This window comes from Natronobiforma cellulositropha, assembly GCF_025629245.1.
Taxonomy (GTDB): Archaea; Halobacteriota; Halobacteria; order Halobacteriales; family Natrialbaceae; genus Natronobiforma; species Natronobiforma cellulositropha.
On the sequence record NZ_JANZXN010000010.1, the window covers coordinates 83,979 to 104,255 of the forward strand.

The window sequence follows — 20,277 nt, forward strand, 5'->3', positions numbered from 1 at the left end:
CCCGCGGTTTCACGGGCTCGAGTCTCACGATGACGGTGCTATTATTATATGCGGGCATAATGTTCGAGTCATGGCTGAACAGGACCAGGCAACGCTCCCTGGAACGGATGCGGATCTACTCACACTTTCTACACTCGAGAAACATCTGTGGGCGGCTGCGGACAAACTCCGGGGAAGCATCGACTCGGCGGACTACAAGAACTACATCTTCGGGCTGTTGTTCCTCAAGCGGGCCAACGACCGCTTCGAAGAGGAAACTGAGGAGGTCGCCGAAGAACTCGAGATTCCCGTTGAGACGGCCAGAGACAACCGCGACCTCCACGAGGAGTTCTGGATTCCCGAGCGCGCCCGGTGGGGCCACATCAAGGCCCAGGAGACCGACGTCGGCGCGGCGCTGAACAAAGCCCTCGCGGTGGTCGAAGACGAGAACAATCATATCGACGGCCGTGTGCTCACCTCCGTCGATTTCAACGATACGGACCGACTCCCGGACACCCTACTCTCGGATCTCGTCTCGCACTTCTCGAAGCACCGCTACCGGAACGCCGACCTCGCGGACCCCGACATCTTCGGGCGCGCCTACGAGTACCTCATCCGCGAGTTCGCCGACGACGCCGGGAAGAAAGGCGGCGAATTCTACACACCGCGCGAGGTCGTCCGCCTCATCGTCACGTGCGTGAACCCGGAGCCGGGCCACCGGGTCTACGACCCGTGTTGTGGCTCCGGGGGGATGCTCATCTACTCCGCCGAGCACATCCGCGAGTCGGGTGGCGAGATGGACGACATTTCACTCTACGGCCAGGAGAAGAACCTGAACACGTGGGCGATCGGCCAGATGAACGTCCTGCTGCACGAACTCTACGACGCGACGATCGAGAAGGGCGACACCATCACCAAGCCAAAGTGCATCACGAAACACGACGAACTCGAGGTGTTCGACCGGGTGATCGCGAACCCGATGTGGAACCAGAAGGAGTGGAACAAGGAGTGGGTCGAGAACAACGAACCGTACGGCCGCTTCCCGTACGGGCTGCCGCCGTCGAACCGTGGTGACTGGGCGTGGATTCAGCTGATGATCGCCTCGCTGAACGAGACCGGGAAGGCGGGCGTCGTGATGGACAATGGCGTGCTGTTTCGCTCGCGCTCGGAGAAGAAGATCCGCAAGCCGATACTCGAGGACGACCTGCTCGAGGCGGTGATCGCACTCCCCGAGAACCTGTTCTACAACACCTCCTCGCCGGGCTGTATCCTGATTTTGAACAAGGACAAGCCCGAGGAACGCGAAGGAAAAGTTCACTTCATCTACGCCGAGGAGCAGACGCTCCGGGAGTCGGACGTACAGATGTTCGAAGAGCTGTCGAACCAGAACCAACTGACTGACGAGGGAGTCGAGTACCTCGCTGAAACGTTCCAGACGGGCCGCGAGGAGGCCCACCACAGTCGCCTGGTCGATCTCGAGGAGATCGAGGAGAACGACTGGAACCTGAACGTGCCGCGCTACGTGGATACGACAGAACCCGAGGAGCCGATCGACGTGAGCGAGAAACTGCAGGAGTTGGATCAGTTGGCCGAGGAGCGACGGAAGACCGACGAGGAACTGCAGGCATACATGGAGGAGTTGGAGTACCGATGAGTGGTACTCTGGAACAGTCTGACTTACGTGAGGGTTACAAGATTGCAAAACTCGGTCCTCGAGAAATTCCGATTCCGGCTGAGTGGGAGGCTGTCCCGTTCGATGAGGCAATAGAACTCAACCCACGGTACGACAAGCCGGATAATGGGCCGTTCGACTACCTCCCGATGGATGCCGTCGACGAGGAAAAACAAACCATCGAATACTGGACCCAACGGGAGAAGGACGATTGCACGACGACGTGGTTTAAGAACGGAGATACCGTCTACGCCAAAATCACGCCGTGTACTGAAAACGGAAAAATTGCATTCGTCAATGACATGAGTACCGAGGTCGGTTCCGGCTCTACAGAGTTCCTCGTCTTCCACCCTCGCGAGGGTGTGACTGATGAGCGATTCGTCTACTACCTCTCCAACCTCCCCGAATTCCGGTCAGTCACTATCTCCATGATGGAAGGGTCGACTGGACGACAACGAGTTCCGAGTGACGTATTCAAAGGTAGCCTCAATATCCTGCTCCCTCCACTCCCCGAACAGCGCCGCATCGCCGATATCCTCTCGATGGTTGACGAGCAGATTCGACAGACAGACGAGATAATCGAAAAAACAGAAGAGTTACGGTTTGGACTCATGACTGAATTTTTTCACACGGGATATGATGAGCACTCGCTCGTTGAGAAACCTACTTTCGGTCAAGTCCCCAATGACTGGAAAATCTGTGAATTGTCAGACGTTGCCGACGTAGAGATGGGATCCTCACCTAAATCGGAGTTCTATAACGAAACTGGAGACGGCCTGCCGTTTTATCAAGCTAATAATGAATTTGGCTACCGACACCCAACACACGACCGTTGGTGTTCAAACCCAAACAAAACCGCAAAGAGCGGGGATACGCTCGTCACAATTCGTGGTACTTACGTAGGACAGGTCAACATCGCAAACGAACGTTGCTGTATCGGGAGAGGATTAGCAGCGGTCAGTGCTACTGAAGTTGATCGAGAATATCTCTATCACCACTTAGCCCATCGCGAGCGATATGTAAAGTCTATTGCTTCGGGTAGTACCTTCGACTCGATCAACAGTGCGGAATTAAACTCCCTCTCCGTCTTAGTACCGTCTCGTGATGAGCAGACAAGAATTGCATCCTGTTTGCGGAATTTACAGGAAAAATACATGGCTGAAAGAGCATACAAACGGTCGCTCCAAGAACTCAAACGCGGCCTCATGCAGGACCTCCTCACCGGAACAGTCCGCGTCACCACCGACTAACCATGCCAGACGAGTACGCCGAGTCAGAACGCCCCGCTCTCGAGGCCCTCGAGCGATTCGGCTGGGAAATCGTCGACCAGCAACGGGCCATCTGGATCGACCCCCGCGAGACGGAGACGTCGGCCGTCCTCGAGCCGCGCCTGCGCGATGCCGTTTCCCGCTTGAATCCGTGGCTCAACGAGAACAACCTGCACAAGGCCGTCCGCGAAATCCAGCAGGTCGCCGGGACGAGCACGATGGACGAGAACGAACAGATCCACGAGTTGCTCGTCCGCCACACCACGGTTGAGCAGGACCGCGGCCACGGCAAGCGACACCAGACGGTCGAGTACATCGACTACGAAAATCCCGAAAACAACGACTTCTTCGCGCTCAACCAGTTCCGCGTCGAGGGGCCCGTGGAGGTCATCAAACCCGACATCGTGCTGTTCGTCAACGGCATCCCCCTCGGCGTCATCGAGTGTAAGAGCCCGCAGATTCCAGAGCCGCGCTCGGAGGCACTCGAGCAGCTCACCCGGTATCAGAACCACCGCGGCGGCGAGTCGGAGGGGGCCGAGGAGCTATTCCGGTACACCCAGTTCTCGGTTGCGGCCTGGCGGGAGGGGGCGGTGATGGGCACCTACGGCACGCCGAAAGACCAGTACAAGCCGTGGAAGGACGCCTACCCACTCGAGGACGACGAACTGCTCGAGCTGTTCGGACTCGAGGACTACCTCCCGGAACAGTACCGGATGCTGTACGCGCTGTTCGAACCCGCGCGCCTGCTCGACCAGCTACGGCACTTCACGGTGTTCGAGAACCGACAGAGCGGCGCAATCAAGATGGTCGCCCGCTACCAGCAGTACCGGGCCGTTAGGCGAGCACTCGAGCGGATCGACAAGCGCGGGCGGCGCGAGGCACAGGGCGGCGTCGTCTGGCACACCCAGGGCTCTGGGAAGTCACTCACGATGCTCTTTCTCGCGCTGAAACTGCGCCGGCTCCAGGACGATCCGACGCTCCTGCTCGTGACGGACCGCCGGGCGCTCAACGACCAGATCCACGCCACGTTCGAACGCTGTGGCTTCCCCAATCCGAAACAGGCCGAGAGCATCGAGGACCTCCGCGAGCGACTCGGCTACGACGCGGGCGAGACGATCACCACGCTGATTCACAAGTTCCAGACCACGGACGACGAAGAGGAGTTCCCGGTACTCTCCCGTAACGAGAATATCTACGTGATGGCCGACGAGGCCCACCGGACACAGGACAAAGAACTCGCGAACAACATGCGGACGGCGCTCCCGAACGCCTTCTACGTTGGATTCACCGGGACGCCTATCGAGAGAGACGAGATCAACACCCGCCGGACATTTGGGAACTACATCGACACGTACACCATCGATCAGTCACTCGAGGACGGCGCGACCGTCGAAATTCTATATCAGGGTCGTCTCGCGGACATCCATCTCGAGGGCGAGACGCTCGACCGCCTGTTCGATCGCATCTTCTCGGAGAAGACGGACGAGGAGAAGGCGGAGATCCAGAAGCGATACGCTCGCACGCAGGACCTCGCCGAGGCTCAGCCTCGCATAGACCGGGTCGCATTGGACATCATCGAACACTTCGAGAACGAGGTGGCGCCGCCGTTCAAGGGGCTGGTCGTCACCACGAGCAAGGAGGCGGCGATCCGGTACAAGCAGACCCTCGACAGCCTGAACGGCCCGGAGTCGCGGGTGATCGTCTCCGAGGGCCACAACGACCCCGAACACATCAAGCGGTGGACCCCCAGCGGCTCCGAGAAGAGCCAGTACAAGGAGTCGTTCGTCGACCCGAACGGCGAGGTCGAGTTGCTCATCGTCTGTGATATGCTCCTGACGGGGTTCGACGCGCCGGTGGCCCAGGTGATGTACCTCGACAAACCGCTGCGAGAGCACAGCCTGTTGCAGGCGATCGCTCGCGTCAACCGGCCGTTCGAGGAGAAGACCCACGGCCTGATCATCGACTACTACGGCGTCTCGGACGAGCTGAAAGAGGCGCTCTCGATGTTCAGCTCGAGGGACGTCGAGCGGGCGATGGTGCCGGTCGAGGACAAACAGCCGGAACTCGAGGCGGCCCACAACAAGGCGGTCTCGTTCTTCGACGATCTCGATGACGTAGAGCGGTGCGTCCAGTCGCTCGAGCCGGACGACCGCCGGATCGAGTTCACGAACGCGTTCAAGCGGTTCTCACAGCTGATGGACGTCGTGCTTCCGAACCCGATGGCGAACCCGTATCGGGAGGATCTGGATCGGCTCAGCACGGTCTATGGGCAGTCGAAAGAACGCTACCGCGACGAGACGATGAATCTCGAGGGAGCCGGGGCGAAAGTTCGCAAGCTCATTCAGGATCACATCACCTCACGAGGGATCGAGGTGCTGAACGCAGAGCCGGTCTCGATCATGGAGGAGGTCGACTTTGATGCGAAACTTGAAGACCTAGAAAGCGACCAAGCCCGGGCGAGTGAGATGCAGAATGCCATCAAACACGAGATCACCGTCCGGTTCGACGAAGATCCGGTACACTACGGCTCGCTCGCCGACCGGCTCGAAGAACTCATCGAACAGTACCGAGAAGGGCGATATAACGAGCGCGAGACCATCGAGGAGCTTCGGGAACTGATGGACGAGATTCGCTCCCGCGACAAGCAGGCACGGAACAAGGGGCTCCGTGACGAGACCGATCTCTCGTTCTACCACGCGGTCGAAGACGTACTGGGTGAGTGCGATGCCGGCGGGGAGGCGCTCATCGAACTCACCGCCGATCTGGTTGGGACCGTCGAGGAGTTCGTGACGAAAGTCGAGTGGAAGGAGCGGACACATTTACAGAACCGGATGCGCAAGCAAGTGACGGGGAAGCTCTACCGGTCAGAGATCGACATCTCGGATGACCAGCGTCAGGAGTTAACCAACCGCGTCATCGAACTCGCGCGCAACCACTACCAATGAGCGACCCACTCCAGCGTCAGTATCACATCGGTCAGACGGTCGTTCCCTACACGATCGATTGGTCCGAGAAGCGGGAAACGATGGAGCTGTCGATCGACAAGTCTCTGGAACTGACCGTTACGGCCCCAATGACTGCGACGGTAGCAGATGTGGAAGAGGTACTCGAGTCCCGTCAGGAGTGGCTGCTGGGGAAACTCTACGGGCTAGAAGAGCAACAAGGGCCGCCGTATCCGAAGGAGTACATGAGTGGGGAGAAGCTCCAGTACCGAGGCCGGCAGTACCCACTGGAGGTCGTCGAGGCGGATGTCCCCGAACCAGTGTTAGGGTTTGACGAACAGACGTTCACCCTTCGCGTCCACCGTTTCGACCGAGACGGAGACGACGTGAGCGTTCGTCGAAAGCGTCAAGCGGTCGTCGACTGGTTCATCCGGCGCGCGGAGGACGAACTCCCGACTCGGGTGTCGCGGTTTGAACCGCGGCTGGGGCTCGACGACGTGCCGGTATGGGTCGGGGAGATTGACAACCGGTGGGGCGAGTACGACGCGGGAACCGTCCGCCTCAACTGGCGGCTGATCCTGGCACCCGTTCGGATCCAGGACTACGTTCTCGTTCACGAGTTGGCCCACTCAGTGCACGATGACCACTCCGATGCGTTCTGGAATACCGTTGGTGCTCTCGTTCCGGACTACGAGGATCGTCGCGAGTGGCTCAGGGTGAACGGGAACTCACTGGCGATCTGACCCGCTCACCCCGCTCTCGAGTTCGACGCCGCTTCGCATCCCCTGTCGCGCGCACAGTTCCCAATCGCTTCACCACTCCCTCTGAGCCATTCGCACCCGGTCGTGTCGCCAGCACCGCCGAGTCCGAGACCAACGGAACCCCACAACGGACTCCTGCAGTCCGGACAGTCGTTCACTGCAGAAACCGACCGGACCTCGAGCCAGCCCCTCAGTTCGTCGGGTGGCGCGGACTCGAGGGGTCGACGGCGCCGCTCTTCTGGATAATGTCGAGGGCGGTCATGAGGTCGCTCCTCGAGATGATGCCGACGAGGTCGCCCTCGTCGCTGCGGGCTTCTGCGCCCCAGGCGTCGTCGGCGTGTGCGGGGCGGTCGACGACGAGGAGGCGGCCGATGCGCTCGCGTTGCATGGTCTCGAGGGCGTCCATCGCGTCGGCGCTCGAGGGGATGGTGCGCAGGTCGGTCGACATGACTTCCTCGACGCGGTAGGCGTCGCGTTCGACGGGGGTGATCTCGCGGGCGTCAGAGAGGGTGACGAGACCGACGAGGTGGCCGTTCTCGAGGACGGGGTAGCCGGTGTGGCGTTCGGTGAACATCCGCTGGACGAGTTCGGCGACGCTGGTGGTCGCCTCGACGGTGTGGAGACCGCTGGCGGGCGTCATGATGTCGGCGACGGTGACGCCCTCGAAGGCGGCTTTCATCGTCACCTGCTGGGACTCGCTCGCTGCGCCGATGTAGACGAAGAGCGCGATGCCGATGAGGATGACGTTGAAGAAGGCCAGGCCGACGAGTCCCATCAGGATGGCGAAGAACTTGCCGACGCTCGCGGCTTGCTGGGTGGCCTGTGCGTAGGGCTGGGTTCTGGCGAGGAGTGCCCGGAGGACGCGCCCGCCGTCCATGGGGAACGCGGGGGCCATGTTGAAGACGGCGAGGGCGACGTTGAGGATCGCGAGGTAGCCGAGGATGAACCGGGCGCTGTAGAACGTCTCGGGAGTGAAGACGAACGCGACGTAGGAGACGATCCCGACGAGGACGGAGACGATGGGACCGGCGATGGCGATGGTGAACTCCTGACGCCAGTTCTCGGGCATCTCCGAGAGGGCGGCGATGCCGCCGAACAGCCAGAGGGTGATCGATTCGATCGGGTAGCCGTAGCGCTGGGCGGTCAGGGAGTGGCCGAGTTCGTGGCAGATGACGCCGACGAACAGGCCGATGGCGGCGATCAGGCCGACGATCCAGGGTGTGTAGCCGACGGTGAGCGCCCCCGCGTCGATTCCCGCGCCCCAGATGTCGTTGAGGATGCCGACCGCCTCTGTGATCTGGGCGCCGATGAGGTAGGCGAACACCGGCAGGATCAACAGAAAGGTCAGGTCGAGCTTGATCGGAATGCCGAACAACGACCCGATCCGGAAACTCTTCATGCCAGTCGGTACCGGTGGAGGTACCTTAAGCCCGCTGCCGACGCGTCGTCCTCCAGTGTCGTTTCCGGTCGGTAGCCGGCACGACGCTGTCGGATGACCGGCACCCCTCCCTCGAGCGGCCGGCGGGTGGGTCGCTCGAGCGGCGGTCTCTTGGCCTGTGGTAACACGTCACTGGCGGTTGATATATATGGTGGAACGTGGAACCTCCAGTACCCACCCGGTACTGCAACTGGTCGCCGCAGCCACGGTCACTCGCTCTCGAGACCCGCTCGCCGTCCGCGCTGATCGGACGACTTCTCCCACCGACGAGATCCATGTGTATATGGTCACATATTAACAGACTATCGAATATGTATTCGATGCGCCATAGATTTATATTCCTGTTTCGCATCTCGTAGAGACGATGATGGAACAGCACCTCGCCCCCGACCGCATCGCGCCACTTCCACCGACGCTGCGATCACCCCAGTCGAAGCTGGTGTATCTCTACCTCGAGGCGACAGGCGGTGCGACGGTCGACGACCTCAACGAGACGCTGTCGATGAAGAAGATCACGATTCTGAGCATTCTGAGTTCGCTCGGCCGCGAGGAACTGGTCGAGAAGAGCGGGGACCGGTACGTCGCCCTCTCCTGAGTCGGTCCCGACCACTGACGGTTTCGCAGTCGGTTCTTCACTACGAGTGGACGGTCCGTCGGCACCGACGGTTCGAAGGCTTTATCCGCGCCGTGGGCTTTCGTCTCCGTAAGTAACCACCCATGGCCGACAAACCCGCCTCCATGTACCGGGAGATCAGTAAACCGGCCTACACGCGCCGCGAGTACATTACTGGCATCCCGGGCTCGAAGATTGCACAGCACAAGATGGGCGACATCAAGGCAGAACCGGACGACTACCCCGTCCAGATCAGCCTCGTCGTCGACGAGGAGTGTCAGCTTCGCCACGGCTCGCTCGAGGCCTCGCGCCTCTCGGCGAACCGCCACATGCTCAAGAGCGCTGGCGAGGGCAACTACAAGATGATCCTCCGGAAGTTCCCCCACCAGGTCCTGCGCGAGAACAAGCAGGCGACCGGTGCGGGGGCAGACCGTGTTTCCGACGGTATGCGCCAGGCGTTCGGGAAGATCGTCGGCACCGCCGCGCGCGTCCAGCGCGGCGACCGCATCTTCACCATCTGGTGTGACGTCGAGGACGCGCCCGCCGCGAAGGACGCGCTCCGTCGCGCCTACAACAAGATCTCGCCGCCGTGTCGCGTCGACGTCGAGAAGGGCAACGAGAAACTCGTCGCGTAGACTGTCTCGTCCCACACGAGGCTGTTCCTCGAACTGAGAGCGATAGTAGCCACTGCAAGTCAGTGCACACCTGATCGCCAGACGGGGCGGCGATCAGTGTGTAACTCGTTGCGGTTGTTGCTATATCCGCGGCCGACTCGATCTCGTACACGAGCAGTAGCCTTCTCCGAGTGTGTCCTGCGCCCGACTGCCGGGCAGTACCCGCTCGTTTTTTCTCGTCAGGCTCACACCTTCGAGTATGCTCGACCTCGCGGTCGTCAACCGGGAAGAGACGTTTGAGCGGATGGCCGACCCGCTCGCTGCGCGCGGCGTTCGCGTCCACCACGTCCCCGTACGCGAGCGGACCGTCTCGCTGGCGGACCCGCCGTGGGATGAGGAGGCGTTCGACGCGGGTTTCGTCTACCCGGGACGGCTAATGGAAGGTGGCGTCGCCGACGCCCTTCTCGAGGTTCCCTGGCTCAACGGCCGTGACGCCGTAGTGACCTCGCGGAACAAGGCGGGTGTGCTCGCGCGTCTCTCGCGGGCGGGTGTCGACGTTCCGGACTCGGTGTACGTCTCGAGTCACGTCGGTGAGCGCGAGTTGCGCGCGGTTTTCGAGCGCTTCGAGCCGCCGGTGGTCGTCAAGCCGAACTCGACGACCCGCGGCGTCGGTGTGGCGAAGGCGCACGATCTGGACTCGTTTCTCGGTATCTGTGATTACCTCGCTGTGGTCCACGACTACCGCGCGACGGGCGATAAGTCGTTTCTCGTCCAGGAGTACCTCGCGGAGGCGGTCGACTACCGGGTGATGGTGCTCGAGGGCGAGTACGTCGGGGCCGTCGAGCGACGCCTCCCCGAGGACGCGCGGGCGACTGGCCAGTGGAAACACAACGTCCACCGGGGGGCGACGGCGACGGGTGTCGACCTCCTCGACTCGCTGCGCACGGTCGCCGAGCGGGTCGCCGAGTTGCTCGACATCTCGTTTCTGGGTGTGGATCTGCTCGTCACCGACGAGCGCGTCGTGGTCAACGAGACGAACGCCCGGCCGACGGTCGACGAAGCGACGAAGTACGAACCGGAATTTTACGACCGGCTGGCGGCGGCAATCGACCGGTGCGCCGCTGAGTGAGTGGGTGGCGGCCGAGAACGAGTGTCGCTACTCGAGGCTGATCCCGGAGGACTTCTCGGCGGATTCGAAGACCACTTCGAGGACGCCGTTGTTGTAGGTCGCGTTCGCCGTGTGTTCGTTCACTCGGCGTGGGAGGCTGATGCGCTCGTCGTACTCCCGGTGGTCGCTCTGGGCGGAGATCGTGAGCGCCTTCCCGTCGCACTCGAGTTCGATGTTCTTCTTCTCGACGCCGGGGAGGTCGGCGATGACACGGACCTCTTCGTCGGTGTCGTGGACGTCGACGTGGGTGTCCGCGCCGAAGCCTGCGGTGGCACCCGTGGCCGCGTTCGTCCGTGACTCGAAGTTCACGTCGGCACCGCTCATCATCTCGTTCATCATCCGTTCGATCTCCCTGAAGAAGTCGTCGAACGGCTCGTCGCGGTCATCTCGGCGCATGCTGAGGGGTACGAACGGACGGTGCAAAAAGCTGTTCCTCGCGGACCCGGCCCGGCTCAGTCGGCGGGCTGGCGGTCGAGCGGCTGGCCGGACCGGCCGCTGAACTGGCTCACGCCGATGCCGAGCGTCTCGTTGGTCAGCGCCTGGCTCTCTGAGCTACCGAGGTGGCCCGTCACCGCACGGATCGCGTCGACGTTCTCCGGGACGACGTCCGACTCCTGGTGGATCGCCTGGATGAAGTAGCAGTCACGCCCCGAGAGTGAGATCGACGCCTCCCAGATCGCGTTCTCCCAGACGTCGCCACGGGACCGCCCGGCGTCGAGTGCGAGGTCTTTGAGCTGTCCGGTGCCGTCGATACCGGCGTACTCCGGCACCAGCAGGAGCCGATCCTCGTCGGCGAACCGGTCGCGAACCGCCGCACTCGAGTCGGGGACGTCCTCGAGGGTGACGTTGACCGCGTGGACGTGCATCAGGGTCGTCGGGACGGTGAGACCGACCGTGTCGATCTCGAGATCGGGGAAGACGGTTCGGACGTCCGGGCCGTGGTGTGAGGGCAGCGAGACGGGACTCGGGACGATGTCGTTGATCGGCCCACGGGTCGTCTGGCTCGGATCGCCACCGCGGCGGACGAGCGTCGCTCTGACCTTCTCGATACCGAAGGTCTCCTCGAGCGGCGCGACGACGCGCGAGAGTCCGGTCGTGTTACAGGAGACGACTCTGACGTACTCCGCGTCGACCGCCTCCTCGTAGTTCGCCCGCGCGTTGAAGCTCACGTCGGCGACGGACGCGTCCTCGCCACCCTGGAAGAGCGCCGGCGTGTCGTAGCGTTCGTAGAGCCGTCGGTTCTCGGCACCGACACCCGCCGGCGTCGCGTCGACGACGACGTCGCTCGCCTCGACGAGGGCCGCGAGGTCGCCCGTGACCTCGAGACCGACCGCACGGAACGCTTCGGCGCCCGCCTCGTCGACGGCGTAGAGCGAATAGCCCGCCTCGAGGGCGCCGACGGCGGCGTAGTCGGGGCTCGCCTTCGCGACCCCACTGACCGTCATGTCAGGCTGGAGTGCGACGGCGTCCGCGACGCGTTTCCCGATGGTCCCGTATCCAGTAATACCGACCCGTATCATACGCTTCGGTGTCCACCATGGACGGGCATAACTGTTTCGCAGATAATTGATAGATCGTCACTCACAACTGAGTTACTTTCTGGAATACTGCCGCTCGAGCCGCAATTATTGCGGTATGGCTACCCATACCTCGCTGGACGGACGTATCGATTCGAGTACCGATCGTGTACGATTCGGGACCTTCTCCCGGCGTCGAAAGAATAAATTCTTTACTGCGGACCGCGAGTACTCATCTATGAGTGAACATTCATTCTCGAGCGTCGACCTCGACCAGCCGGTCCGCGTCGGCCTGAACGGCTTCGGACGAATCGGGCGGAACGTGCTCCGGGCGTCACTCGAGCACGACGACGTCGACATCGTCGCGATCAACGACATCATGGACAACGAGGACATGGCGTACCTGCTGCGTTACGACTCCGTCCACGGGCGCCTCGACGACGTCTCGCTCGAGGGTGACACGCTGACCGTCGCCGGCCAGGAGATCGAACTCTGTTCCGAGCGCGACCCCACCGACCTGCCGTGGGACGACCTCGACGTCGATGTCGCCTTCGAGGCGACCGGTCTGTTCCGCACCCACGACGACGCGGCGAAACACCTCGAGGCCGGTGCCGAGAAGGCGATCATCTCCGCACCGCCGAAAGGCGAGAAGGACGTCCTCACCATCGTCTACGGCGTCAACCACGACGAGTACGGCGGCGAGGACGTCGTCTCGAACGCCTCGTGTACGACCAACAGCGTCGCCCCCGTCGCGAAGGTCCTCGACGAGGAGTTCGGTCTCGAGTCCGGCCTGCTCACCACGGTCCACGCCTACACCGGTACCCAGGCGCTGATCGACGGCCCGCAGGCGAAGACCCGCCGCGGCCGCGCCGCCGCCGAGAACATTATCCCGACCTCGACCGGTGCCGCCATCGCCACCACCGAAGTCCTCCCCCAGCTCGAGGGCAAACTCGACGGCATGTCGATGCGCGTGCCCGTCCCCAACGGCTCGATCACCGACTTCACCGTCGACCTCGCCGAAGACGTCACCAAAGAAGAGGTCAACGACGCCTTCCGCGCCGCCGCCGACGGCGACCTCGCGGGCGTCCTCGGCTACACCGACGAGGAGATCGTCTCCCGGGACATCGTTGGTCTCCCCTTCTCCTCGCTCGTCGACCTCGAGTCGACGATGGTCCTCGAGGGCGGTCTCGTGAAGGTCCTCACCTGGTACGACAACGAGTACGGCTTCTCGAACCGGATGCTCGATCTGGCGACCTACCTGATCGCCGAAGCCGAAGCAGAAGCCGCGACGGCTTGAACATGTGACCGTTTCGCTAGGCTTGCCCCCTCGGCTACTATAGCTGACCGTGTGGGATGGCGCTATCTGCTCACGTTTATCTAGGGCCATCTACCATTACCATTACTTATTTCTGGGGGTATGGGCATACTCGACCTCTTAGAAAACCGGTAATAATCGAGGTATTGCATTGCCGGACGCAATGACAGGGAAACTGTCCAGACGGTCTACGCTGAAGAAGAGCGCGGTTGGTGCCCTCACTGGTGCAGGACTCCTCGCGATCTCGGGGACTGCCGCCGCGTCGACGCAGTACAAAGACTACAGGCTCTTCATCGACAACTGGGGCCACGAGGAAGGCGGTGCAGATTTCTTCATCGAGAAGGGTGGTACTCCGTCGTCGGTCCGTCACGTCGCAGGGGAGTACTTCGACTGGTCGAACGAGCCGGACGGGTTGCACTTCAACGACTGGATCGTCGCCGACGGGTTGGCCGTATACAACGTCGAGAACTACGCCGAACCGGACGTCAATCTCACGTCCGAAGGCGTCGACATCTGGATTAGGGAGTAACCGCTCCCCGAAACTCTCGTTTTCGTACTACTACCACTGCTCGAGACGACGGTCGCTTCGATATATTCACGAAACGCTCGCCTGAATTCGTCGCCTTTTATCCCCTGGCCCGTATCATCTCGACTATGTTCAACACCCTCGACGACCTCGAGCCAGGCCAGCGACTCCTCGTACGCCTCGACCTCAACGCTCCCGTCGAAGGCGGGACCGTCCAGGACAACCGCCGCTTCGCCCGCCACGCGGCCACGCTCGAGGAACTGCTCGACGCCGACCACGCCATCGCGGTCCTCGCCCACCAGGGCCGTCCCGGCGGCGACACCTTCGTCTCGCTCGAGCAACACGCCGACATCCTCGCCGACCACCTCGGCCAGGACGTCGCGTTCGTCCCCGACACCTACGGCGAGGAGGCGCTCGAGGCGATCACCGCGCTCGAGGCGGGCGACGTACTCGTCCTCGAGAACGTCCGCATGTGTGACGACGAGTTACCCGAAGCCGACCCCGAGGAGAAGGCCTCGACCGAGTTCGTCAGTACGCTCGCGCCCTCGTTCGACGCCTACGTCAACGACGCCTACTCGGCGGCCCACCGCGCTCACGCCTCGCTCGTCGGCTTCCCGCTGGTGATGGACGCCTACGCCGGGCGCGTGATGGAGACGGAGTACACCGCGAACTCGGCGATCCAGGAGCGCTCGTTCGACGGTCCCGTCACGATGGTCCTCGGCGGCACCAAAGCCGAAGACCTCATTCCGGTCATCGAGCGCGTCGACGACACCGTCGACCGCTTCTGTCTCGGCGGCATCGTCGGCGAACTCTTCTTGCGCGCGGCGGGCCACGACGTCGGCTACGACGTCGACGGAACGGCGTTCTTCGACCACCAGTGGGCCGACCACCAGGAGACCATCGAGTCGGTCCTCGCCGCCTACGGCGACCGCCTCCACCTCGCGGCCGACCTCGCCTACGCGGACGACGACGGCGAGCGGGCCGAACTCCCGGTCGAGGAGATCTCGAAGGAGACCTCGTTTCTCGACATCGGCACCGACAGTGCCGCCGCCTACGCCGACCTCGTCCGCGAGTCGGACGCCGTCTTCGTCAAGGGCGCACTCGGCGTCTTCGAGGACGAGCGCTTCGCCGACGGCACCGTCGACGTTCTCCGGGCGGTCGCCGAGACCGACTGTTTCTCCGTCGTCGGCGGCGGCGACACCTCTCGAGCGATTCCGATCTACGGTCTCGACGAAGCCGACTTCTCACACGTCTCGGTCGCTGGCGGGGCCTACGTCGCCGCGCTCACCGGGGACACCCTGGTCGCCATCGACGTCCTCTCCGAGAGCTAATCTCCCTCTCGCCCCCGTTTCGTCTCCGTGACACCGCTCGAGAACGCCTCGACGTCGACCGTCCGGCCGCTGAAGGGCAACCGACGCTGGAGCCACGCCACCTGTGGCCAGCCGTTGAGTCGCTCCGCGACGGCGGGGACGACCAGCACGGCCGCGGTCGCCGCCGCGTAGCCTGCGACCTCGAGCGGCCAGTAGCCACCGACGTGACCCGAGACGAGTCTGAGCGCGACGATCGCTGGCAGCGTCAGGAGCGCCAGAACGAGAATCGACGCGCCGTAGGGTCGGTACGACTCCCCTCGAACGACGTACCAGGCGGCCGTCGCCCCGAGAGCGGCCCCGATGGTCAGCGTCGTAAACTCCCGCGATCCGAGCGCGTACGCACCGATGGCGATCAGCCCCGAGAGGGCGAAGACGGCCGTCGGCTCGGTGTCGCCGCTCCGGAGTACGGCCCAGACGAACAGGAGACCGAGTGCGACGCCGACCACGACGTCACCGAGGTAGTGGACGCCGATGACCACTCTCGAGAGGGCGACGACGCCGATGACGACACCGGCGACCGCGTAGCGCTGGCGTCTGGTCCCCGTCTCCGCCACGGCCGCCATCGCCCCGTAGAAGGCCGCCGCACCGAGGGCGTGTGCGCTCGGGAAGCTGTAGCCGCCGTAGCCCGCGGGGGCGAACGCGAGGTGTTCGACCGGGCGCGGGTGCTGGAAGATGCCCTTCATCCCGGCGCTGATCGCGAGCGCACCGAGTCCGATGGCGATGACGAGCGCGCGTTTCTCGCGGCTCGACTCCGCGCCGAACCAGTACAGCAGCGTCGCGAAGACGATCAGCGTCGCTCCGTCACCCAGGTGTGTCGCCAGTTCGAACCCCGGAATCAGCGCTTCCGGAATGGTCTCGCGAACCCCGACGTTCGTCGATTCGTCGAAGAAGATTCCCTCGAGCGTCGTCCTCATCGTTCCCGCGGAGCCACGGACGCGACTCTCAAAACACTGTCGGCGACGGTCGGCCGCGGTGGAGCCAGAGAGGAACACCTATCCGCCCACCGCTCGAGACACTCGGATATGTCCACCGACGACCCGCTCCGTGAGCCAGCGGAGACCGCGATCACCCAGTGTATGGCGCTCGAGTCCGACGAGTCCTGTGTGATCGTCACCGACGACAAACGCGACCCGATCGGGCAGGCGCTCTACGCCGTCGCGAGCGAGATCACCGACGACGCGCTCCTCGTGCGCTATCCGCCGGGCGAGACCCACGGCGGCGAACCACCGGAGCCGGTCGCCGCCGCGATGGCCGCGAGCGACGTCTCGCTCGCACCGACGACCAAGAGCATCACCCACACCCGCGCTCGCGTCGAGGCCACGCGGGCGGGCGCTCGCGTCGCGACACTCCCCGGCATCACCGAGGAGGTGTTCCGCACGGGTCTCGACGCCGACTACGAGTCGATCGCCGCCCACTGCGAGGCGGTACTCGAGCAGGTCGCCGACGCGACCGAGGTTCGCGTCGAGACCGCCCGCGGGACGGACATCACCTTCGACCTCGGCGACCGGTCGTTCCTCTCGGATACGGGTATCGTCCACGAACCCGGTGCCTCCTCGAACCTCCCAGCGGGCGAGGTGTTCGTCAGCCCCGTCTCCGCCGACGGCCGGTTCGTCGTCGACGGGACGATGGCCCCGCACGGCCTCCTCGCCGAGGGCCAGGACCTCACCTTCGAGGTCGAAGACGGTCTCGTGACGCACATCTCCGACGAGACTATCCGCGAGACGGTCGAGACCGCCGCCGAGGAGGTCGGCGACGCCGCCTACAACCTCGCCGAACTCGGCATCGGCACCAACGTCGCGGTCACCGACCTGATCGGCAGCGTCCTCCTCGACGAGAAGGCCGCGGGGACGGTTCACATCGCCATCGGTGACGACTCGGGCATCGGCGGCGACGTCGAAGCCCCCATCCACTTAGATGGTATCGTCCGCGACCCGGCCGTCTTCGCCGACGGCGTCGAAGTCGACCTGCCGCGAGCGCCGTAGGCGCCCTTCAATCGGCTTTTACGCACGCGCCCGTTAGCCCCCTCCATGAGCGAGACACCGGATCGACTCCCGACCCCGTGCCCGTCGTGTTCACCCACGCTCGAGACGGTCCACGAGGTCCTCACCACCGGCGGCGGCCAGTACACCGTCCGCTGTAGCGAGTGCGGCCACGTCCAGAAGATCACGCCCGAACGCGAGCGCGAGGTCACCCTCGACGTCGTCGTCTCCCAGGGTGGCGACTCCTTCAGCGCGAACGTCACCACGCCCGAAGACGAGACGCTGGCCGTTGGCGACGAGTTCCTCTTAGAGACCGACGAGGTGCTCGCGACCGTCAGAGTCACCAGCCTCGAACTCTCGGGTGACCGTCGGGTCGACCACGCCCCCGCGACCGAGGTCGAGACCGTCTGGACCCGCGAGGTCGACAACGTCGGCGTCAACGTCACCATCCACCCGAACGACACCTCGAGAGACCAGAGTCGCTCGACTACCATCTACGTCCCTGGCGAGTACGAACTCGAGGTCGGTGCGAGCGAGACCTTCGGCGACGACGAGTTCGAAATCGACGCCATCGTCGTCCGCGGCGACGCCGAGGGCTACCGGCGCGACCGCTTCGAACACGAAGGCGACATGGTCTTCGCGAAGGACGCAAAGCGCGTCTACGCCTGGGACGAGTCGAGCACCGCCTGGTCCGCCTGGTGAGGCCCGTACTCGGCCACCGTACCCGGTCAGTTCGTGCAGACGGTGGTCTCTACTGGCCATAAGCAATATCTCTCTATCACTCAAACGACAACTCGATCTCACAACATGGCCACGTCCGATAAAATTCTGAAAGAAAAACCACCGGAATTCTACAATCTACTCGCAGAGTGTATCAACGTTGCAGAACACCGTGGGCTGATCCACTACGAGGATGCTGCCGAGATCGTTGGTGTGATTCCACTGAAGACGAATTCCTGGGCTGCTGCTATCAGCAAAGAAGTGACCCAGCATGGGCATCCGATGTTGAGTGCCCTCATCGTCAACAAAAATACCAAGGTACCGGGAGATGGCTTCTATACGCTCGCTCACAACCTCGATCCCGAACGGTTTAGCCAACACCCCGACGAACTGACCGACCGGGAAAAAATTCAGCTCTGGGAAGCGGAACTCGAACGAATCTACGACACGTTCGCGAACTAGTACCCCACCACGCGTCGACTGGTGAGTGAAACCGGGCGGCCGCACTCGGTTTCGCTCATCCGTTCGGGCTTGCCAAAGCACTAGCTGTCACGAACACCTCGAAAGCCCCTGGCGCGCTCGACTCCCGAGGCTCGTTGTGGTCCTCGGCCTCCGGCCTGCGGTCCTTACATCGCCTGGGTTCGTCGAGCGACGGAAGACGCAAAGCGTCTTCCGAGGATCGCGAACACTGCGTGTTCGCTCACCTGCCAGCCCCTTTCAGTCCCACCCGCGGCCGTTAGCCGGGCAAGTGAGGCGAGTGGATCGAAGGAACTGTCTTCGCACCTTCCGTTTGGGAGCTTCTGAGCGTACCATCGAACACTGCTGACTGCCCGGCCACCCACCGTTAACCGCTTCGCCGTCGTAGCCCCTCGAGTGAGCGACCCACGTGCGGAGTATCGCGACGCCCGCGAGCGCATGGCGGCGACCGTCGCCCGGGGCCGGGGTATCGACTCACGCGTGCGCGAGGCGCTCGCGGCCGTCCCGCGCCACGCCTTCGTCCCGTCGGAGCGGCGCGAACGCGCCTACGAGGACCTCCCACTGCCGATCGGCGACGGCCAGACGATCAGCGCCCCGCACATGGTCGCGGTGATGGCCGACTTACTCGCGCTCGAGCGCGGCGACGCGGTGCTCGAGGTCGGCACCGGCTGTGGCTACCACGCCGCGGTGACGGCCGAACTCGTCGGCGCGCCGGCGCTCTCGAGCGTCGAGTACAGTGCCGACCTCGCCGAACGAGCGCGGGCGACGCTCGAGCGTCTCGGCTACGGCGCGGTCTCGGTCCGCGTCGGCGACGGCCGCGAGGGGTGGCCCGACCGTGCCCCGTTCGACGCGATCTACCTCACCTGTGCGGTCCCCGACGTTCCCGACGCCCTCCTCGAGCAGCTCGGGCCGGGTGGCCGCCTGCTCGCCCCGGTCGGCACCGTCTCCCAGCGCCTCGTCTCGCTCACGCGGCGCGAGGACGGCACGCTCGAGCACGAGAGCCACGGCGGCGTCCGCTTCGTGACGATGCGTGGCTGAGTGACGCTCGAATCCACCGGCGGCCGGTGCGGAACTCCGCGCAAGCGCGCCATTGATTACCGTCGGCGGGATAGCCGCTACATGGAGTTCGCGGTACTGCGTGAAGACATGGTCGACAGTCTCGAACACGAGACGAAGGCCGTCCTCGAGGACCACCGCGTCGGCGTCGCCATGCGCGAGGTCCCCCGACACGAGTTCGTCCCCGACGAGCGAGTCGCCTACGCAGACCGCGACTACGACCACCTCGGCACGCGTATCCTCGCGCCGAGCACCGCTGCCAAACTCCTCCAGGCGCTCGAGCCGTCCCCCGGTGATTCGGTGCTCGTCGTCGGCGCCGGCGTCGGCTACACCGCCGCCGTGGCGGCCGAACTCGTCGGGGCAGCTCACGTCCACGCCGTCGACATCGCCCGGCCGGTCGTCTACGAAGCCAGGGAGAACCTCGCTCGAGCGGGCTACGGCGAGGTGCTCGTCGACTGTCGCGACGGCGCGCGCGGACTCCCCGAGTACGCGCCGTTCGATCGGATCCTCGTCGAGGCTGGCGCGATCGCCCCGCCCCGGACACTCCTCGAGCAACTCGCGCCGGACGGCCGGCTGGTCTACCCCCGGGGTGCGGGCGCACGCCAGCGACTCGAGTCGGTCGCCCGCGACGGGACCACCACCCACCACGGCGCACTTTCGTTCGACCCGCTGTTAGTCGAGGGCGAACAGTCCGGCGCGCTCGAACGCAACCGCACCGCTCGCGAGGACACGGAGTACGCCAGACGCCACGCCGAGACGCGCCGTGGCTGGGAACAGGGCTGGCTCGAGTGGGACTGATTTGGCTCACCGCCGTGACGCACTGCTACGGGAAGTGAGTCGAGAGGACTCCCATTTGGGGGGG

The 20,277-nt window shown here is 63.7% G+C and carries 19 protein-coding genes; 15 read left to right on the forward strand and 4 right to left on the reverse strand.

The annotated features are described in order from the left end of the window. The first annotated feature begins 70 nt into the window (after nt 1-70). Genes N0B15_RS05115 through N0B15_RS05130 form a run of 4 tightly spaced genes read left to right on the forward strand, consistent with a single transcriptional unit; the run spans nt 71 to nt 6,604 of the window. Entirely contained in the window at nt 71-1,633 is a 1,563-nt protein-coding gene (locus tag N0B15_RS05115; RefSeq protein ID WP_263018429.1) for a type I restriction-modification system subunit M, read from the forward strand. Next, nucleotides 1,630-2,901 (forward strand): restriction endonuclease subunit S, encoded by a 1,272-nt coding sequence (locus N0B15_RS05120; protein WP_263018430.1) that lies wholly within the window; start codon nt 1,630-1,632, stop codon nt 2,899-2,901. The genes N0B15_RS05115 and N0B15_RS05120 overlap by 4 nt, the downstream gene beginning before the upstream one ends. A 2-nt stretch (nt 2,902-2,903) precedes the next feature. Beyond that, a complete protein-coding gene (locus tag N0B15_RS05125; protein ID WP_263018431.1) occupies nt 2,904-5,864 on the forward strand; it encodes a type I restriction endonuclease subunit R in 2,961 nt (986 codons plus the stop codon). After that, nucleotides 5,861-6,604 (forward strand): M48 family metallopeptidase, encoded by a 744-nt coding sequence (locus N0B15_RS05130; RefSeq protein ID WP_263018432.1) that lies wholly within the window; start codon nt 5,861-5,863, stop codon nt 6,602-6,604. Before N0B15_RS05125 ends, N0B15_RS05130 begins: the two co-directional genes overlap by 4 nt. Nucleotides 6,605-6,812: 208 nt before the next feature. On the opposite strand, the gene N0B15_RS05135 is transcribed toward N0B15_RS05130, so the two are convergent. Next, a complete protein-coding gene (locus N0B15_RS05135; RefSeq protein WP_263018433.1) occupies nt 6,813-8,021 on the reverse strand; it encodes a site-2 protease family protein in 1,209 nt (402 codons plus the stop codon). A 403-nt stretch (nt 8,022-8,424) separates the two neighbouring features. Here N0B15_RS05135 and N0B15_RS05140 point away from each other — a divergent pair, with 403 nt between their 5' ends. The 3 genes from N0B15_RS05140 (at nt 8,425) to N0B15_RS05150 (ending at nt 10,416) form a co-directional block, all read left to right on the forward strand. Next, entirely contained in the window at nt 8,425-8,655 is a 231-nt protein-coding gene (locus N0B15_RS05140) for a helix-turn-helix domain-containing protein (protein ID WP_263018434.1), read from the forward strand. 122 nt (nt 8,656-8,777) lie between these two features. Further along, on the forward strand, nt 8,778-9,308 hold the full coding sequence (locus N0B15_RS05145; RefSeq protein WP_263018435.1) for a 50S ribosomal protein L16: 531 nt from the start codon (nt 8,778-8,780) through the stop codon (nt 9,306-9,308). A gap of 238 nt (nt 9,309-9,546) precedes the next feature. Beyond that, a complete protein-coding gene (locus N0B15_RS05150) occupies nt 9,547-10,416 on the forward strand; it encodes an ATP-grasp domain-containing protein (RefSeq protein ID WP_263018437.1) in 870 nt (289 codons plus the stop codon). 27 nt (nt 10,417-10,443) lie between these two features. Here N0B15_RS05150 and N0B15_RS05155 read toward each other — a convergent pair whose 3' ends face one another. Together N0B15_RS05155 and N0B15_RS05160 are read right to left on the reverse strand one after the other, a co-directional pair. Next, nucleotides 10,444-10,851 (reverse strand): Hsp20/alpha crystallin family protein, encoded by a 408-nt coding sequence (locus N0B15_RS05155; RefSeq protein ID WP_263018438.1) that lies wholly within the window; start codon nt 10,849-10,851, stop codon nt 10,444-10,446. 56 nt (nt 10,852-10,907) lie between these two features. Then, nucleotides 10,908-11,975, reverse strand: coding sequence for a type II glyceraldehyde-3-phosphate dehydrogenase (locus N0B15_RS05160; protein WP_263018439.1), 1,068 nt, complete (start codon nt 11,973-11,975; stop codon nt 10,908-10,910). A 235-nt stretch (nt 11,976-12,210) separates the two neighbouring features. Between N0B15_RS05160 and gap the strand changes: the two genes are divergently transcribed. The 3 genes from gap (at nt 12,211) to N0B15_RS05175 (ending at nt 15,144) form a co-directional block, all read left to right on the forward strand. Beyond that, nucleotides 12,211-13,269: a type I glyceraldehyde-3-phosphate dehydrogenase gene (gene gap, locus N0B15_RS05165; RefSeq protein WP_263018441.1), complete on the forward strand. Its 1,059-nt coding sequence runs from the start codon at nt 12,211-12,213 to the stop codon at nt 13,267-13,269. Between the two features lie 181 nt (nt 13,270-13,450). After that, nucleotides 13,451-13,816, forward strand: a complete 366-nt coding sequence (locus N0B15_RS05170) for a hypothetical protein (protein ID WP_263018442.1) — start codon at nt 13,451-13,453, stop codon at nt 13,814-13,816. Nucleotides 13,817-13,941: 125 nt separating this feature from the next. Further along, nucleotides 13,942-15,144, forward strand: a complete 1,203-nt coding sequence (locus N0B15_RS05175) for a phosphoglycerate kinase (RefSeq protein WP_263018444.1) — start codon at nt 13,942-13,944, stop codon at nt 15,142-15,144. Here N0B15_RS05175 and N0B15_RS05180 read toward each other — a convergent pair. Further along, nucleotides 15,141-16,097, reverse strand: a complete 957-nt coding sequence (locus tag N0B15_RS05180; RefSeq protein WP_263018445.1) for a phosphatase PAP2 family protein — start codon at nt 16,095-16,097, stop codon at nt 15,141-15,143. The two genes, N0B15_RS05175 and N0B15_RS05180, sit on opposite strands and share 4 nt — an antisense overlap. A gap of 108 nt (nt 16,098-16,205) precedes the next feature. On the opposite strand from N0B15_RS05180, the gene N0B15_RS05185 reads away from it, so the two are divergent. From N0B15_RS05185 to N0B15_RS05205, 5 genes are all read left to right on the forward strand, one after another. Continuing rightward, the gene (locus N0B15_RS05185) at nt 16,206-17,165 is read left to right on the forward strand and encodes an aminopeptidase (protein ID WP_263018446.1); all 960 of its coding nucleotides are present in this window, start codon (nt 16,206-16,208) and stop codon (nt 17,163-17,165) included. Between the two features lie 45 nt (nt 17,166-17,210). Continuing rightward, nucleotides 17,211-17,864 carry an HVO_0476 family zinc finger protein gene (locus tag N0B15_RS05190; protein WP_263018447.1) on the forward strand — a complete coding sequence of 218 codons (654 nt, stop codon included), beginning with the start codon at nt 17,211-17,213 and terminating at the stop codon, nt 17,862-17,864. Between the two features lie 105 nt (nt 17,865-17,969). Next, nucleotides 17,970-18,344, forward strand: a complete 375-nt coding sequence (locus N0B15_RS05195) for a hypothetical protein (protein WP_263018449.1) — start codon at nt 17,970-17,972, stop codon at nt 18,342-18,344. Nucleotides 18,345-18,755: 411 nt separating this feature from the next. Continuing rightward, the gene (locus N0B15_RS05200) at nt 18,756-19,397 is read left to right on the forward strand and encodes a protein-L-isoaspartate(D-aspartate) O-methyltransferase (protein WP_263018450.1); all 642 of its coding nucleotides are present in this window, start codon (nt 18,756-18,758) and stop codon (nt 19,395-19,397) included. Between the two features lie 81 nt (nt 19,398-19,478). Beyond that, a complete protein-coding gene (locus tag N0B15_RS05205) occupies nt 19,479-20,213 on the forward strand; it encodes a protein-L-isoaspartate O-methyltransferase family protein (RefSeq protein ID WP_263018451.1) in 735 nt (244 codons plus the stop codon). Nucleotides 20,214-20,277 lie beyond the last annotated feature (64 nt).